Annotated in this window: 17 protein-coding genes; 5 read left to right on the top strand and 12 right to left on the bottom strand. The window is 59.5% G+C overall.

Annotated features, from left to right (window positions below; all coding sequences use genetic code 11):
* The first annotated feature begins 344 nt into the window (after positions 1 to 344).
* Complete coding sequence (locus tag ABRP86_RS08530; RefSeq protein ID WP_349863727.1) at positions 345 to 794, top strand: hypothetical protein; 450 nt, start codon at positions 345 to 347, stop codon at positions 792 to 794.
* A gap of 356 nt (positions 795 to 1,150) precedes the next feature.
* On the opposite strand, the gene ABRP86_RS08525 is transcribed toward ABRP86_RS08530, so the two are convergent.
* Complete coding sequence (locus tag ABRP86_RS08525) at positions 1,151 to 1,423, bottom strand: anti-sigma factor (RefSeq protein WP_005281801.1); 273 nt, start codon at positions 1,421 to 1,423, stop codon at positions 1,151 to 1,153.
* Positions 1,423 to 2,025, bottom strand: coding sequence for a sigma-70 family RNA polymerase sigma factor (locus tag ABRP86_RS08520; protein WP_349863724.1), 603 nt, complete (start codon positions 2,023 to 2,025; stop codon positions 1,423 to 1,425). The genes ABRP86_RS08525 and ABRP86_RS08520 overlap by 1 nt, the downstream gene beginning before the upstream one ends.
* Before the next feature lie 36 nt (positions 2,026 to 2,061).
* On the opposite strand from ABRP86_RS08520, the gene ybaK reads away from it, so the two are divergent.
* Positions 2,062 to 2,565: a Cys-tRNA(Pro) deacylase gene (gene ybaK, locus ABRP86_RS08515; protein WP_349863721.1), complete on the top strand. Its 504-nt coding sequence runs from the start codon at positions 2,062 to 2,064 to the stop codon at positions 2,563 to 2,565.
* On the opposite strand, the gene ABRP86_RS08510 is transcribed toward ybaK, so the two are convergent.
* Positions 2,551 to 3,198, bottom strand: a complete 648-nt coding sequence (locus tag ABRP86_RS08510; RefSeq protein WP_349863718.1) for an SOS response-associated peptidase — start codon at positions 3,196 to 3,198, stop codon at positions 2,551 to 2,553. The two genes, ybaK and ABRP86_RS08510, sit on opposite strands and share 15 nt — an antisense overlap.
* On the opposite strand from ABRP86_RS08510, the gene aroA reads away from it, so the two are divergent.
* Positions 3,197 to 4,498: a 3-phosphoshikimate 1-carboxyvinyltransferase gene (aroA, locus tag ABRP86_RS08505; RefSeq protein WP_349863716.1), complete on the top strand. Its 1,302-nt coding sequence runs from the start codon at positions 3,197 to 3,199 to the stop codon at positions 4,496 to 4,498. The genes ABRP86_RS08510 and aroA overlap by 2 nt on opposite strands.
* On the top strand, positions 4,491 to 5,525 hold the full coding sequence (rsgA, locus tag ABRP86_RS08500) for a ribosome small subunit-dependent GTPase A (RefSeq protein WP_349863713.1): 1,035 nt from the start codon (positions 4,491 to 4,493) through the stop codon (positions 5,523 to 5,525). The genes aroA and rsgA overlap by 8 nt, the downstream gene beginning before the upstream one ends.
* Positions 5,526 to 5,531: 6 nt before the next feature.
* Here rsgA and ABRP86_RS08495 read toward each other — a convergent pair whose 3' ends face one another.
* Both ABRP86_RS08495 and ABRP86_RS08490 read right to left on the bottom strand, forming a co-directional pair.
* Entirely contained in the window at positions 5,532 to 6,047 is a 516-nt protein-coding gene (locus tag ABRP86_RS08495) for a DUF6912 family protein (protein ID WP_005277532.1), read from the bottom strand.
* Positions 6,047 to 6,457, bottom strand: a complete 411-nt coding sequence (locus tag ABRP86_RS08490) for an HAD-IA family hydrolase (protein WP_349863711.1) — start codon at positions 6,455 to 6,457, stop codon at positions 6,047 to 6,049. Before ABRP86_RS08490 ends, ABRP86_RS08495 begins: the two co-directional genes overlap by 1 nt.
* Before the next feature lie 177 nt (positions 6,458 to 6,634).
* Between ABRP86_RS08490 and ABRP86_RS08485 the strand changes: the two genes are divergently transcribed.
* The gene (locus ABRP86_RS08485; protein WP_284643374.1) at positions 6,635 to 7,018 is read left to right on the top strand and encodes a hypothetical protein; all 384 of its coding nucleotides are present in this window, start codon (positions 6,635 to 6,637) and stop codon (positions 7,016 to 7,018) included.
* Positions 7,019 to 7,100: 82 nt separating this feature from the next.
* On the opposite strand, the gene secA is transcribed toward ABRP86_RS08485, so the two are convergent.
* The 7 genes from secA to ABRP86_RS08450 form a co-directional block, all read right to left on the bottom strand.
* Positions 7,101 to 9,686 (bottom strand): preprotein translocase subunit SecA, encoded by a 2,586-nt coding sequence (gene secA / locus ABRP86_RS08480; RefSeq protein WP_349863708.1) that lies wholly within the window; start codon positions 9,684 to 9,686, stop codon positions 7,101 to 7,103.
* A 237-nt stretch (positions 9,687 to 9,923) separates the two neighbouring features.
* Complete coding sequence (gene hpf / locus ABRP86_RS08475; RefSeq protein WP_349863706.1) at positions 9,924 to 10,568, bottom strand: ribosome hibernation-promoting factor, HPF/YfiA family; 645 nt, start codon at positions 10,566 to 10,568, stop codon at positions 9,924 to 9,926.
* A gap of 136 nt (positions 10,569 to 10,704) precedes the next feature.
* Positions 10,705 to 11,229 carry a ComF family protein gene (locus ABRP86_RS08470; protein WP_284869880.1) on the bottom strand — a complete coding sequence of 175 codons (525 nt, stop codon included), beginning with the start codon at positions 11,227 to 11,229 and terminating at the stop codon, positions 10,705 to 10,707.
* Positions 11,230 to 11,397: 168 nt separating this feature from the next.
* Positions 11,398 to 13,143, bottom strand: a complete 1,746-nt coding sequence (lpqB, locus tag ABRP86_RS08465; protein WP_349863705.1) for an MtrAB system accessory lipoprotein LpqB — start codon at positions 13,141 to 13,143, stop codon at positions 11,398 to 11,400.
* Positions 13,144 to 15,015 carry an MtrAB system histidine kinase MtrB gene (gene mtrB / locus ABRP86_RS08460; protein WP_349863732.1) on the bottom strand — a complete coding sequence of 624 codons (1,872 nt, stop codon included), beginning with the start codon at positions 15,013 to 15,015 and terminating at the stop codon, positions 13,144 to 13,146.
* 69 nt (positions 15,016 to 15,084) lie between these two features.
* The gene (gene mtrA, locus ABRP86_RS08455) at positions 15,085 to 15,777 is read right to left on the bottom strand and encodes an MtrAB system response regulator MtrA (protein WP_005281774.1); all 693 of its coding nucleotides are present in this window, start codon (positions 15,775 to 15,777) and stop codon (positions 15,085 to 15,087) included.
* 3 nt (positions 15,778 to 15,780) lie between these two features.
* Positions 15,781 to 16,395 (bottom strand): dTMP kinase, encoded by a 615-nt coding sequence (locus ABRP86_RS08450; protein ID WP_349851990.1) that lies wholly within the window; start codon positions 16,393 to 16,395, stop codon positions 15,781 to 15,783.
* Positions 16,396 to 16,408: the final 13 nt, after the last annotated feature.

Here is a 16,408-nt window from a genome sequence, read left to right as displayed (position 1 = left end):
GACATGGTGGTAGATTACCTTTCTTCCCAGCTCGACTGGGCTGGATATCAGGTGTCCACCACATGGGGGTCAGGTCCACGCATAATTCCTCGGGGCAGCGATTCTCGCCTTCTTCACTTCGACAACGTCTCTGCTGCACCCCACAAAGCCGAATCTTGAATCCTCAGGACACAACAACGAAATCTTCCTTGTAGTAGAAAGTGTATGCTGGAATACACTCGATCGTCTAAGAAGACAGCAAAAACTGGGTACTGGGCTAAATCCGCAACCTGTTTTTCGACAAGACATTAAATCAATATTCAGGGGCTTGGGTTATACGCCCTGCATAGCCCGATAGGAATCTCATGTGGTTTGACGGATATCATCAACAATTCGGAAATAGGCTGGAAGACTTCCTTTCAACAACAGTCCCCACGACACTTGCAGAGTTGACGCCTCTTCAGCGCAAGCAGGTCACCGATGGCACAAAAGAGTTTCCCTTCGAGATCGTACTCGAAATCTTAAACTCTAAACACAGCTACGAAGAGAAAGTATCCCGCGTCCTCGCCATCAACGGCACATGGATGAATGCGATGTCAGGGAGCCAGTGGGCACTTGGCCCCTTAAGTAGCACGGCCTACTCCGAAAGAGTAGGTATAGGCATCAGATGGGGCGAGATCGCATTTTCACCGTTGCTAAGCATCGCAGAGAACCTTATCGATACGTATCCCATCTGGCCGGGCGTACTCATGGAATTTGCTCACATGCAAGAAGACAATCGTGATTACTACCGCCAGCGAATTCAGAAAAACTAGCACTGCTACCACCAGATAGGTACCAGCCCAAACAATAGAACCCGTTCTTCAACTATTCGCAGGATGCGTATTCACCAGTCGGGGCCGGACATGACCCCAGAAAGTGTACACGTCAGGGTTAGGCCCCTACTATTTGCCTATCCACTCGCATTAGGTCCCCAAGGCGTGTGGTGGGGTTTGACTCTTGGGTTAACCGCTGCGAGTGCGATCCTGTGGAAAAAGTTTTTCCACAGCACCTCTTCGGCAGAGCGCGCCTGACGGTGTGTACGTATGCTTCTGAACTGGATGAGAAAACACGGCAGCACGAACTGTCCCGACTTTTGTTGCGAGACGTTCGCAGCTCTGAAGGGCGCTTCTTACCAGCGGGATTCGATCTCCGTAATTTCTACCGAGATGCGGCGACGCAACGATTGCGGTGCCTTAGCTTGGCCGGCACAACAATTGCGCACGAGGGAGCGGACGAGCTCTTCGCGCTCTAGGCGTTGCTGGCAAAAATCACATTGGGCGATGTGCTCGCGGATGGCTAAAGCGCGGGCGTAGGTCGTGGATTCATCGAGAAGCTCGCAAAATAGGTTGTGTACCTCAGTGGAGCTGCACGCACCACAGTTCTTTCCGGTTGCGCCTTCCATTACTTGTCCTCCATGTCCGGGTGTTCTAATCCAATTCCTTGTTCACGTGCTACGTCCTTCAACGCCTTCCGGAGCATTCTTCTTCCACGGTGCAGGCGGGACATCACCGTTCCCAATGGAGTATCCATGATTTCGGCGATTTCCTTGTACGCTAAGCCCTCCACATCAGAGTAGTAGACCACCATCCGGTAATCCTCCGGTAAGTCATTAATGGCCTGCGAAATGGACCTATCTGGCATCTCTTTAAGCGCTGCCACCTCGGCGGATTCCAAGCCGGTGGAATCGTGGCCTGCGGTGGTATAGAGCTGAAAATCACTCAGATCATCGGCAGAAGACTCGGTAGGGCGCCGCTTCGCCTTGCGATAAGAGTTGATGTAGTTATTGGTCATGATGCGATAAAGCCATGCCTTTAGGTTCGTTCCCTGCTTAAAGGAATGGAAGGACTTATAGGCCTTCAGATAGGTCTCTTGCACCAAGTCTTCCGCGTCTTGCGGGTTTCGCGTCATGCGCAGCGCGCCGCCATAGAGCTGATCGAGCAGCGGGAGCGCTTCCTTTTCAAAGCGGCGCTGCAGCTCCTTTTCGCTCACTGTTTCTTTAACCACACAATCTATCCTAACGTCTCACGCTAAAATTCCTATATGGCCAAAAAGTCCCCGCATGCCGCTACCCCGGCGCTGAAAGTCATCGAAGATGCCGGAGTCGAGCACTCCGTATCCACCTTTGAAGCGGGCAAGGATCACTTCGGTGACCACGCCGCGGCGGCCTTAGACGTAGAACCCGAACGCGTGCTGAAAACCCTCATCATTGATCTCACCGCGGGCAAGGGCCCGCGCCGCGAGCTGGCGGTGTGCGTGATTCCCACGACGCACCATTTAAGCCTCAAGAAGGCGGCCGCCGCCCTGGGGGCTCCTAAGGCCGCCATGGCGCAGGTGCACGATGCCGAGAAGTCCTCAGGCTACGTGCACGGCGGCATTTCCCCGCTCGGGCAAAAGAACCCGCTGCCCACAGTGATCGAGGAATCCGCGGTGCTTTTCGATACTGTCTTTATCTCCGGCGGCCGCCGCGGCTTAGATATCGAGCTCAACGCAGAAGACCTCGCGCGCTTGTGCGGGGCCGACTTTGCCGATCTACTGGCTGAGTAGCTCCGGGTAGTCATTAGAGACAGTCCCCACGGCCTTATCCACCGCGTGGTACTCAAATCCCCGCAGGCCAGTGGGCACTAGCAGCTCCTTAGCCTCCTCGGCGCTGCCCTCGAGCCAGGTGCGCATCTCCTCCGGCGCCAAAAATCGCGGCAGCCTGTGGTGCAGCCACTCCATCTCTTCGGTAGCCGCGGTGGTCACGATGGTGGCAGAGAGCCGATCCAACCCGGTATCCCAGAGCCCTGCGGCCCACAGCAGGCCGTGGTCTGGGTGGACGTAGTACGGCGTCTTGGTGGAGCCATCCTTGTGCCACTCGTAATAGCCGTTCATGGGGATAAGGCAGCGCTGGGTTTTAAAGGCGGTGCGAAAAGATGGCTTGCTTGCCACCGTTTCTGCCCGAGCATTAAAAAGCGGCGGGCCATCCAGGTCTTTCTTCCACTGCGGCAAGAGCGCCCACCGCGCGGGGTCGACTTCCGCTAGCTCCTCGCGCACGCGCACGATGGGAATGGGCTGGGTCGGGGCAATATTATATCGCGGCCCGGGCGTACCCTGTGGGGCGTGGACTTCCTGGATTCCCGGGAGGCTTCCCACCTCATCGAGGAGGGACTCGGTAAAAAGAACGAATCTTCCGCACATGCCCTCTATTATGGACACTATGTCTCAACCTTGGACCGCCCCGCTGGCTACCAGCCCCGTTACGGGGGAACACCAGGTGCCAGGATCGAAATCTATTACCAATCGCGCCTTCATCCTGGCCGCGCTGGCTGATTCCCCGTCTATCCTGCGCGCCCCGCTGGTATCGCGCGATACTCAGCTAATGGAGGATGCGCTCAGTGCCTTGGGGGTTCGCTTTACCCATGACGGCTCCGATATCCACGTCCAGCCTGGGAAGCTGCACGGTGCCACGGTGGATTGCGGGCTGGCCGGCACGGTGATGCGTTTTGTGCCGCCGGTCGCGGCGCTAGCGGATGGCCCAGTGCGCGTCGATGGCGATAAGCAGGCCTATAACCGCCCCATGTCCACTACGCTAGATGCGCTGCGCAGCCTCGGCGTTGATGTGGAAGGAGGTAGCCTGCCCTTTACGGTGTCCTCCAACGGCGTACCAGAAGGCGGCAAGGTCACCATCGATGCTTCTGGTTCTTCCCAGTTCGTCTCCGGCCTGCTGCTCAGCGGGGCGCGCTTTTCCCAGGGCATCCAACTCACCCACGAGGGCGGCCAGCTGCCATCCATGCCGCACGTGGAAATGACGGTGGGCATGCTGCGCCAGGCGGGCGTGCGCGTGGATTCGGATGGCACTACGTGGACGGTGCACCCCGGCCCCATCGCCGGTCGCGAATGGTTCATTGAGCCGGATCTCTCCAATGCCACGCCATTCCTCGCCGCCGCGGCGGTAACCGGCGGGCGCTTGACCATCAAGAACTGGCCGGCAAATACCACCCAGCCAGGCGATGCCATCCGCCAGATCCTGCTGGATATGGGCGTGATGGTAACCCAAGAGCACAATAGCGTGACCGCAGCGGGCAACCCGGCGGGAAAGCTGCAGGGCATCGAGCGCAACATGGGCGATATCGGGGAGCTCACCCCCACCGTTGCGGCCCTGTGCGCGCTTGCGGAAACGCCGTCGCGGCTTACGGGCATTGCCCACCTGCACGGCCACGAGACCGACCGCTTGCAGGCGCTCACAGCGAATATCAATGCGCTGGGCGGCAGGGTCACCGAGCTTGACGATGGCCTAGTGATCGAACCCGCCGAACTCCACGGCGGCGATTGGCCGTGCTATGCCGATCACCGCATGGCCACCGCCGGCGCCATTCTGGGTTTGAAAGTCCCTGATATCCAGATTGAGGATATTTCCACCACTTCCAAGACACTGCCCGGTTTCGCCCGCATGTGGGAGACGATGCTGCACCCCGACCAACAGGATTTACATGGCTAGACGTTTCGGTTCCTTTGATGAATCTGATGTGCGCGTGCGCCCCGGCAAGGGCTCGCGCCCGCGCACCAAGGATCGGCCCAAGCACAAAAATGCCAAATACGGCATGGTAATCACCAAGGACCGCGGGCGGTGGGGCGTTGCGCTTGACGATGGCCCCCAGGTCACCGCCATGCGCGCCCGCGAGCTGGGCCGCACCGCCATCGAGGTCGGTGACCGCGTCGGCGTGGTTGGTGATACCTCTGGTGCCAAGGACACGCTGGCGCGCATCGTCAAGCTCGCGGATCGCACCTCCGTGCTGCGTCGCACCGCCGATGACACGGATCCGTATGAGCGCATTATCGTGGCCAATGCCGATCAATTGCTGATCGTTTCTGCCGTGGCAGACCCTCCCCCGCGTTCCGGCTTTGTCGAGCGTGCCTTGATTGCCGCATTCGTGGGCAACCTGCACCCCATCCTGTGCCTGACCAAGACAGATCTCGCGGACCCGACGCCGTTTGCAGAAGAATTCGCCGACCTAGACGTCACGGTGGTCGAAGCCGGAGTCGAGGATGGCCTAGATGCCGTGCGCGCGCAGGTGGATGGCCACATTACCGCGCTCATCGGGCATTCCGGGGTGGGCAAGTCCACGCTGGTCAACCGGCTGGTTCCAGAAGCGGAAAGGGAAACGGGGGAAGTATCGGGTATCGGCAAGGGCCGGCATACCTCGACGCAATCGGTGGCCCTCCCCTTGCCCACCGACGCTACAGGAACCGAATCTCAGGGCGGCTGGATCATCGATACCCCGGGCATTCGTTCCTTTGGGCTGGCGCACGTGGACGCGGATAACGTCCTTGGAGTCTTCGAGGACCTCGCCGCGGCTATTGAGGAGTGTCCGCGTGGCTGTACGCACGCGGGGCCACCGGCGGATCCGGAATGCGGGCTCGATGATCCAGAAATCATTCCCGAGGGCACCGCTACCGCCCGCCGTCGCGATGCGGTACGCGGGCTGCTGCAAGCCCTGCGCTCCAACGTGGAGTGGGAAAACTAGCGCGGCTTAAAGCAATTCCACGAGGAAGGGCAGCTCCGTGGGGTGGTAGAAGGCCATGAAGTTATCCAGGGCATCGCCCACCGCGAGCTCCGCATCCTCATCTCCCAGGTCTGCGGAATCGATGGCCTCAATGGCCTTGGCGGTTGCCTCTTCGGATTCTTCAATATCGACGTGAATGGCGGCGAGGTTATCGGTGCCAAATTGCGCCGGTTGGAGCTCTACCACCGGCTCGCCCATATCTGGGCGCGGGGTAACTGCAGTGTCATCAACGTCAATGGAAATAACCACGCGCCGGTGTGGGAACTTCTCCTCGTCCCCAATGGTCAACAGGCGCAGCGAGGCCATAGAGGCCTCAAGGAAGGCGGAGTAGGCTATCTCTTCTTCATCTCCTGCGGTATAAAAATCTCGCAGGGCCGGGGTAACCATGAAACCCCAACCGGAACGCGCCGCGAGCGTACCAGTTTCTGCGAGCTCCGCCAACATGGCATAGGTCGCCGGAATATAGACGCGGGCTTCAGCCACTAAAATTCCCCTTCAATATCGAATACGGCTTGAATTTCTACGGACACGCGGTCGAAGCTGGTGTACAAGAAACCGATCATCCCGGCATCGACGGCGGCGCGCACGTTGAGAATCGAATCATCGACCATCACGCAATCGCTCAAGGGCAGCTCGAGGGCATCGGCAGCCGCTTGGAAGGCCGCAGCCTCCGGCTTTTCCGCCCCGATTTCTCCAGACAACACCACGGCATCGACGTTGCCGCGGTATTCCCACTCGCGAATGTGCTCAGCGCCGGAACCGCCCGGGTCATTAGACAAGATAGCGGTTGCGGCACCATTTGCCTTCGCCGCGGATAGCAATGCCTTCCAGCGGCGATTGTCCTCTTCAGCGCCATCGAGGACGCCGACATAGTCAACGATGAGACCACGCATATTTTTAATCCTTCAGTACACGAATTCTTTGTAACCCTCGAAAGTATAGCGAACTGCGCTTATATTCTCGCCCGCCTCATACAGGAACCTGCCAGAAATAGCGCGCGCAGCGCCCCCATGAGATAATTATCACGCGTTCGCCTCCCTGCCCTTTTTCGCAGGAGCACTCATTTCACCATGTATGAGCCCATTCCCGGCTACTCCCATCTCAAGCTGTATATCGCCCCGCACCGCATCCATTACGGCCGCCTGCCCACTACGGCAGAGGTTGCCGCCCAGCACCATATCCAAGCCTGGGTCGTCTTCATCCTTGAGGTCGCCGCCGGCTACCGCCCGCTTGCCCAGCTCAATTCCCCGCGCTTTTCGGATTCCATCCGCCTTCATATTGGCTCCTGGGTGCACCGGCGGGAAAGCCCCTATGACACCGATACCCTGCGCCTTACCAGCCTGCACGCGCGGCCTAATGGCGAATACTTCGGTTCCGCGGTCATCGGCACCCACCGCCACGCCTTTACCGGCTCCGCCACGGACCAGGGGCTGCGCTCGTTTCGGCTGCTCTAAAACTGACAGTGCCCCCTCCCGCTCTCCTTACCACGCGAAGGCGGGGAGGCAGAGGAAGGGGGTGCGAAAGGACGCTGCAGCGTTATGCCTCTACGGTTTCTTGGCCTGCAGGGCCAGAGCCCGAGTCACCGCCGGATTCTTGGTTTTCTTCCTGCTGCTTGAACTGCTTGCGCAGCATGAACAACTGGCGCACGGTTTCTTCCTTCACGCCTTCATTCATGGCATTGAACATATCGCCGCCCTCCTTCTGGTATTCCACCAGCGGGTCGCGCTGCGCCATCGCACGCAGGCCGATGCCCTCCTTGAGGTAGTCCATCTCATAGAGGTGCTCGCGCCATTTCTGGTCAATGATCGGCAGGATGACCATGCGCTCGGTATTGCGCATCTGCTTGTCGCCGCCGATGGCAGAAACGGCTTCCTCCAGTTTGTCGTACTCCCGGTTCGCGTCGGTGACGAGGGCATCGCGCAGCTGCTCCGCGGTGAGCTCGCCTGGGGAGCCATACTCGGAGCCTTCTACGAGTTCCTCCGGGGACATCGTGGGGCCGTAGAGCGCCTCAAGGGCGTTCCAGAGTTCCTCGAGGTTCCAGTCTTCGACATAACCGGTGGCGGTAGCACCCGCGACGTAGGCAGAGACTGTGTCATCGATCATGGTGCGGATATCGTCCTTGATGTCATCAGCATCGAGGATGGAATAGCGCGTGGAGTAGACCACCTTGCGCTGCTCATTGAGCACCTCATCGTACTTCAGCACGTTCTTGCGCATCTCGAAGTTTTGGTTCTCCACCTGCGCCTGGGCGCCCTTAATGGAGTTCGAGACCATCTTGGCCTCGATGGGGACATCATCGGGCACGTTGAGGCGGTTCATCATGTGCTCCATGGACTGGCCCACAAAGCGCACCATCAATTCATCGCGCATGGACAGGTAGAAGCGGGTCTCGCCTGGGTCGCCCTGACGGCCGGTACGACCGCGCAGCTGGTTATCAATGCGGCGGGACTCGTGGCGCTCGGTACCCAAAACATAGAGTCCGCCCGATTCGCGCACCTCGTCGCCCAAGCGCTTCGAGCGCTCTTTCTCCCCGTCGATCTCGGCTTCCCAGGCTTCCTGGTACTTTTCCTCATCCTCGAAGGGGTCGAGGCCGCGTTCGCGCAGCTTTTCATCGAGGATGACTTCCGGGTTACCACCGAGCACGATATCGGTACCACGACCCGCCATGTTGGTTGCCACGGTCACGGTGCCGGGGCGGCCCGCACGGGCAATGATCTGGCCCTCTTCTTCGTGGTGCTTGGCGTTGAGCACGTTGTGCTGCACGCCGCGCTTGGAAAGCAACTGCGACAGGTATTCGGAGCGCTCCACAGAGGTGGTACCAACTAGCACCGGTTGGCCGTTTTCGACGTGTTCTGCAATATCATCAACCACTGCGGCGAATTTTGCCTCTTGCGTCTTGTAAATGCGGTCCGAGTGGTCGGTGCGCTGATTCGGCTTATTGGTAGGAATAGGAACCACATCCAGCCCATAGATGGAATGCAGCTCCGCGGCTTCCGTTTCCGCGGTACCGGTCATGCCGGAAATCTTTTCATAAAGGCGGAAGAAGTTCTGCAGGGTAACCGTCGCCAGCGTCTGGTTCTCGTTTTTGATCTCCACCTGCTCCTTGGCCTCAATGGCCTGGTGCATGCCTTCGTTGTAGCGGCGTCCCGCCAAAACGCGGCCGGTAAAGCCATCCACGATCATGACTTCGCCGTTGCGAACGATGTAGTCCTTATCGCGGGTAAATAGCTCCTTGGCCTTCAACGCGTTATTGAGGTAGGAAACCAACTGGGAGTGCTCCGGCGCGTAGAGGTTTTCAATGCCGAGCTGATCTTCGACGTACTCCACGCCCTCTTCCAAGACACCAATGGTGCGCTTTTTGTGGTCCACTTCGTAGTGGATTCCCTCGCGCATGCGCGGCGCCAGCTGCGCAAAGACGCCGTAGAACTGGGAGGAACCATCAACCGGGCCGGAAATGATGAGTGGGGTACGGGCTTCATCGATAAGAATCGAGTCCACCTCATCCACGATGCAGAAATTGTGGCCGCGCTGAACTACATCATTGAGGGTACGTACCATGTTATCGCGCAGGTAATCAAAGCCCAGCTCATTATTGGTGCCGTAAGTGATATCGCAGTCGTAGGCTTCCTTGCGCTCTTGCGGGCGCATTTCTGCCAAGATAACCCCTACGGACAGGCCCAACCAGCGGTGAACACGACCCATCATCTCGGCGTCACGCTTGGCCAAGTAGTCATTGACCGTGACGATGTGAACGCCCTCGCCCTCCAAAGCGTTGAGGTAAGCGGGCAACAGGGAGGTCAGGGTCTTACCCTCACCGGTGCGCATCTCAGCCACATTGCCAAAGTGCAGGGCGGCGCCGCCCATGATCTGCACGGGGTAGTGCTTTTGTCCCAGGACGCGCCAAGCGGCTTCGCGGACGGTAGCAAAAGCATCGAGCAAGATGTCGTTCTTTTCTTCGCCATCTTTCAGGCGAGTCTTGAACTCGTCAGTCTTGGCCTTTAGCTCATCGTCCGAAAGCTCCGCGTACTGATCCTCGAGTGCAATTACATCGTCTGCAATTTTGCCCAGGCGCTTGACCGTACGGCCCTCGCCCGCGCGCAGCAGCTTGGAAAGTCCAAACACTATTCGTTAGTCCTTCTTATCGCGACACATTCGTTAACTTCCCGCAATTGTACTCACGCCACTGCCCTTGTCGCGTTCTACCCGCCCTTAAACGATAGTGATTTCACACTAAGGACACTAAGAAAACGGATAGCTCACAGCATGACAAATCCCCCCTTCCCCACCTCATCGAGCAATAGCCCGATAGGCAGGAAGGAGGGAGAAGTGGTTTAGCGCTCTAGGCGGGCGCTGGAGGTTCTAGCCCTCTGCATCCTCAGACAAGGAGATGATGCCGTAGTCGAAAGCGTGGCGGCGGTAAACCACAGATGGCTTATTGTTTTCCTCATTAACAAAGAGGAAGAAATCGTGGCCAACCAGCTCCATTTCGCTCAGGGCATCATCCACGCTCATCGGGGTGGCCGGGTGCTCCTTGGTGCGCACGATCTGGCCGGGGCGAACATCCTCGACGGTCTCGGCATAAGGATCGACCAGGCGCTCTTCCTTGGCGCGTTGTGCTTCTGCCTCCGCAACCATCTCGGCGGCGATTTCGCCGGTGCCCTTCTGTGCGCGGTGGCCGCCCTTGACGAATTCACGGCGAACCTTCACCTTGCGCAGGGAGCGTTCCATCTTCCCCATCGCGGTTTCCAGCGCTGCGTAGAAAGAGTCTTCCTTAGCCTCTGCGCGGGCGATGTGGCCCTTGCCGGTCGCAGTGATCTGGATGCGGTCGGACTCTGCTTCACGGCGTGGGTTTGGCTCGTGCTGCAACTCCACGTGGAAGAAGGTCAATGTGGGATCAAGGCGTTCAATCTTGGCCAGCTTTTCATTGACGCGCTCTTGGAAGTGTTCCGGTACTTCAACGTTACGGCCCGTAATCGTTACCTGAGCATTATTTGGCTGGGACATTGAGATGCCTCCCTTTGGTAGTGGGGACTAGAAACAATCACAGTAACTGTTCCTCTGTGACACCTTTAATAATACCAGTGGTTATGACCTGATGGTATTAGGGGGTAACACCGTGCACCCCACTCTGTGATGTACCTTAAGCATCGGCAAAAGCCAACGCCCCATAGACCGTGGCGCCGGCGGCGCGCAGGGCCGCCATGCTGGCCGCGAGGGTGGCACCGGTGGTTATAACGTCATCGACAAGCAGCGCCTGCTCACCGCCAACCGGGGTGCTAACCCCCACGCGCCCCTGCAGGTTCGCCCACCTATCCTGCGCATTGAGCTCGGATTGATCCGCCGTATCCGCGCCCATGGTAAGCGCCTCGCGCACACGCAGGCCCTGCTGTCGTCTCGCCGCACCCTGGCACATGGCCGTTACGGGATCGCCGCCGCGCATGCGCGCCGAGCGGCGACGAGTAGGTGCCGGCACCAGGCACAGCTCGCGGGGAATCTCGCCACGGGCGGCCAAGTGCGCCACGCCCGCGGCCACCACAGCACCGATATAATCGCGCACCTCCCTATTGCCCTGTTCCTTCATGCTGATGATGATATTGCGGCGAATATCGGAATAGGACCCTAGAGTAAATACCGGTGCCCCCAAAAGCCGCGGGCGGCTTACCAAGTAAGGAGGCTGGCGCAGGTGCTCACGGCACTGCGGACACAAGACATGTCCGGGCGCCCGGCACCCGGCGCACGCACGCGGAAAAATCAGCTCTCGCACGCTCACGGCGCGACACCACCCCATACCCGAAAGGTCCTCTGCGGCAGCGCCGCCCAGCGCGGCCGCCTTCTAATCGGACACGATAGGCGAAGAACGCCGACCCTGCAGGCCGGGCACCTCGCGCCAGTTCACCTCATCTACCACCGTGGCAGGAAGTTCCAGCATGGCATGGGAATCCGTAATATAAAGCTTCGAGGGCGAGGTAGCCACCGCAACTACCGGGGCGGTGATATTACCCGTCGGCATGGTAGAAGCCGAGGAACCATCTTGCTCGATGCGCCATACCGGCGACTGCCCAGAAGACGTGCCCACGATGAGCGAGCCATCGTTATTCCAATCCAGCGACAGTGCCGAGCCGGATACCTCAGGGCCCACCTCGCGGGCGTTGACAATGCGCTTTTCACCGCTGCTGGATTGGGCCACCGCGGCGATGTAGACGTGGCCATCAATGATCATCGCCGCACGTGCGCCGCTATGGGATAAGCGGATAACGGAGATTTCGCCCTCGATATCGTCGATGCTGCGGGCATCGACCTCGGATTCTGAGATCCGCCCGGTGGTCTTGGATCGCACGACGCGTACGATGCGGTCACCATCGACCACCGTCCAAGCGGCCTGCCCATTAAATTCGAAGGTGGGCCGCGCCAGCGTCTTCCCGTCGACCGAGTCCTGCATGGCGGAGCCGATTTCGCCCATTTGCAATTTGAAGTCACCATTAGACTTCCGGCTGACCGCCGCAATCATGCCGGACTCGGTGACATCGACCGACTGCACATTGCCGCTCGAGCCCAAGGCACCAGTGATCGGCTCGGCCACCCCACTATCGACTTCCAGCACGTTGCCCTCGTTCAAGGCGTACAGCGTGGACAGGGAATTGCTATTGATCTTGGGGTTATAGTCAGCAAAATCATCCACGCTGACGGTGTCCATGCCTTCTACCAGGTTGCTACCATCGGCCTTGACCTTAAAGGGGCCGATATGCCCGGCATCAGAAAGCGTCCAGACCAATTGCGCGGCAAAGCGGGTGCGGTCATTTTCATCCAGTTCTGACAACCCCTCGAACTGGTATCCGTTTTCATTGTCATAGCCGGCGAAGGTGACCTGTTCATCCGCTGCCCGGCGGGTGGCAGGGGCAATGCTGCTGGACGGGCCTTCCATCAAGAGGGTGATCAGCGTGGACTCGGATTCCTCGCTGCCTTTATAGAGCCACCGGCGATCCGGGACAAGGACGTCATCGGTTTGTTTATAAAAATAGAGCGATTGCGGGGTGTAATGATTGCGCAGCTCATTGCGCTCAATGACCAATCCTGCCGGCAACCCATTAATAAGCCACTGGTCATCCACCATTTTCATATCAATGGTAGCTTCGTAGCCTTCATTTTCCGGCACATATGCCCCACCGGATTTTAGCCGTCCGATGATGGTGCCCCGCACAGTAAATGAGCGCACATCCTCCGCGGTATTTTGTTTCTTATCGGGCGCGGTCACGATATCCAGGCTATCGACCACCATGACATCGCCCGAGGAATCCCAGGCCCCGCGGGCGGAATCCGTAAGGAATCCACGGGCCGCATCGTGATCATTGGTGGGAATGGCCGCAGCGCGGTAAAAATCGCGCAGGGTAAGGTCCGGGTCCGCCCCCACCTCTGGGGTAATGACTTCTTCCGGACCATCGGGCTGATTGTGGTAGGTACCTACGACCTGGGGGCTCGTATCGTGCGGCAAGGTTGAACAACCGGTGACAAAGCACAGCGCCGCCACCGCGCCCACGGCGGTGTGCCGCCGCCATATTCCCTTCATAATGACCGAATTCATTTATTTATCCCCCTTAAAATCCGGCGCCTTATAGGAGCGCCTCTCTGGCGACGCGGCCCCGCGATTGCGCTCGCGTTCGGAGGGCCACAGGATGCCATCACCATCCGCCTCAGATGCCTCCGCCGAGTCATCGTCGATGCCGATTCCGCGGCCTACCACTGAGCTATTGCTTGGCGATGCCCCACCGGCACCACCCTCGTCCTCGTCATCTGCTGCACCAGCTTCCGCTGCACCAGCTTCCGCTGTACCAGCTTGCCCGGTGTCGGCACCGCTAGCTGCGTCGGCAGCGGCGCCAACAGCGGCGCCGGTTGCGCCGCTGGGGTCAGAGGAAGCAGGGGCATCGGCAAGCCCGTCGTGCGCGGCGTCTGAACCAGTGCCCGGGGCGCCTGGAATCTCTCGGGAGATGGGCTCTTCACCAATCTCGGTATTCGGCTCGCGCGGGATGATGAGGCGGAAGCGGGAGCCGTAGCCAAATACGCCAAATGCATCGAGCGTGCCGCCGTGCAGGGCCGCGTCCTCGCGGGCGATGGCAAGGCCCAGCCCAGTGCCGCCAGAGTGGCGCTTGCGGGAAGAATCCGCGCGCCAGAAACGGTTGAATACCAGTTCTTCTTGTCCAGGTTTCAGGCCCACGCCCTGGTCCGTAACGGCTACGCCCACGGCCTTATCTGTGGTGGCGATATCGATCACCACAGGATTGCCCTCAGAGTGGTCGATGGCATTGGCCAAGAGGTTGCGCAAAATGCGCTCGATGCGGCGCGAATCGGCCCGGATGGAAATCCGCTCATCCGGCATATTGCGAACAACCTCCACGTCGAGCTTCTGCGCCAAATGCTCGACCTGTCGGTAGGCGGCATCCACGCAGGAGCGCAGGTCAATGGCCGTGGTGGATAGGTCCGCCACGCCGGCATCGTGGCGGGAAATCTCCAGCAGATCCGCGAGCAGCTCCTCGAAGCGGTCCAGCTCCCTGGACATGAGCTTGGAGGCGCGCTGCGCGCCCGCGGGCAGGCTATCGGCCTCAGATTCGATGAGGTCTGCGGCCATGCGCACGGTGGTAATGGGGGTGCGCAGCTCGTGCGAGACATCGGAAGTAAATTGCCTCTGCAAATCGCCGTATTCCTCCAGCTGCGCAATCTGGGAGGACAATTTATCCGCCATATTATTAAAGGAGGCGGCAAGCCGGCCCATCTCATCGTCCCGGTCCACGGCCATGCGCTCCTTGAGGTGGCCGGCGGCCAGGCGCTGGGCGATGCGGGACGCGGACTTGATCGGGGTAATGACCTGCTGGGTAGCCAACCAGGCAATGCCCACCAGCAAGACCACGACCACCACGCCGGCGGCAGAGAGCAGGCCGCGCATAAGCGCCATCGTTGATTCTTCAGATTCCATGGACAGGGCAAGGTAGACCTGCAGATTCGGAATCTCGGCATCGGTGGGTGTGCCCACCATGAGCGCGTTATAGTAATCGCCATTGCCGCGCGGGACGGGGTAATACTGCTGCGCAATCTGGTCTTGGCCCACCATCTGCCGCATTTGTTCCGGCACCGGGAAATCCTCCGGCGAGGTGGTGATGGAACCATCCTGGTTTTCCACCACGATGACGGGTTCATACACGGCCTGCGCATCGCCTTGTTGCGCAGAGAGCTGATCCAAGGAAGCGCGGGCGGAATTGATGCGCACCTGCACCGAGTTGGCCGAGCTGGTGGCATCGATTTGCTGCTCCACCGCCGTGCGGGCACGCTCGAGCTCCTGCAGCGCCACGTCTTCCTTTTGGGATACCAACCGCTGGGTCAGCACGGAGACCAAGGCGTAGGCCAAGATAATCATGACCACCGAGGAGGCGACCACAATCATGCCGATAACGCGCGCCTGCAATGAGGTGCGCAGCGTATCTACTATGGCGTCACGAATGCGCCGCACGCGGTCCAGAATTCTGATTTTTCCTTACTCCCCGGCACCGGCCTTGCCGGTCTTATACCCCACGCCGCGCACCGTCAGCACGATCTGCGGATCTTCCGGATCGTGCTCGATCTTGGCGCGCAGGCGCTGGACGTGCACGTTAACCAAACGAGTATCGGAGGCATTGCGGTAGCCCCAGACGGACTCCAGGAGTGACTCGCGGGTATGCACCTGGCCTGGGTGGCGCGCCATTTCCAGCAGGAGATCGAACTCCAGCGGGGTCAGGTTTAATTCGGTGCCATCGGTGCGGCGCACCGTGTGTTCCGGCACGTCGATGATCAGGTCGGCGACCTCAAGGGTCTCCGGTTCCGCGGAGTCAGTGCGGCGCAGGCGCGCCCGAATGCGGGCGATGAGCTCCTTCGGCTTAAAGGGCTTGGTGATGTAATCATCCGCGCCGGATTCAAGGCCCAAGACCACGTCCACGGTATCGGTCTTGGCGGTAAGCATGACAATGGGCACCGCGGATTCGCGCCGGATGGTGCGGCAGATATCCACACCATTCATGCCCGGCAGCATAAGATCCAAAAGGATGAGATCCGGTTCGTGCTCGCGGAAGGCAGGAACGGCGTCGTTGCCATCCATGACGGGGACGGGATTGAGTCCCTCAGATTCAAGTACAATGGTCAGCATTTCCGAGATCGCTGGATCATCATCCACAACCAAAATCGTTGGCGCCACGTTTTAATCTCCTACAAGGTCATTTATTGCTGCCGTAATAGTATCCGCATCGGCGGTGGCGATCCAGCGCCCACCCCAACCGGATTCGACCAAGCGCCGGTAGGCGGCGGCGGTGCGCTCTTGCAATCCCCCATCGCGTTCATAGTGGTCGCGCTCGCGGGTGGAATCGGTGGCGGCCCGGGACTGTGCTCTTGCCGATGCCACCTCCACCGCCGTATCCACATACACCTGCAGGTCTGCGTGTGGCAGGCCCAAGGTGCCAAATTCTAGGTCATAGACCCACTGGAAGAGGCTATCGTCGCGCAACCGAGCCGCGGAATAGGCGGCGTTGGAGGCCACATAGCGATCCAAGATCACTACCTCGCGGGTTTCCTTCGCCGCCAGCAATTCCTCTTTTATCCCAAAGCGGTCGAGGGCGAAGAGCGTGGCCATACCGTAGGCCGAATCCGTAAGATCGCCCATCTTTCCGTAGAGCGCCTCGCGCGCGAGCTGCGCGTGGATGGAGGTCTCATAGCGCGGAAAGGCTATGGTCCTTACCGGGACTTCGAGGGCGTCTCGCACTGCGGTCGCAAGCGTATTTTTTCCGGCGCCGTCAATGCCTTCAATGCTTATGAGCATGGTGAGATACGCA

The sequence above is a fragment of the Corynebacterium sp. KPL3927 genome, assembly GCF_040225835.1.
Lineage (GTDB): Bacteria > Actinomycetota > Actinomycetes > Mycobacteriales > Mycobacteriaceae > Corynebacterium.
The sequence above is the reverse complement of the archived record's forward strand: the minus strand, read 5'-3'. Positions and strand labels throughout refer to the sequence as shown.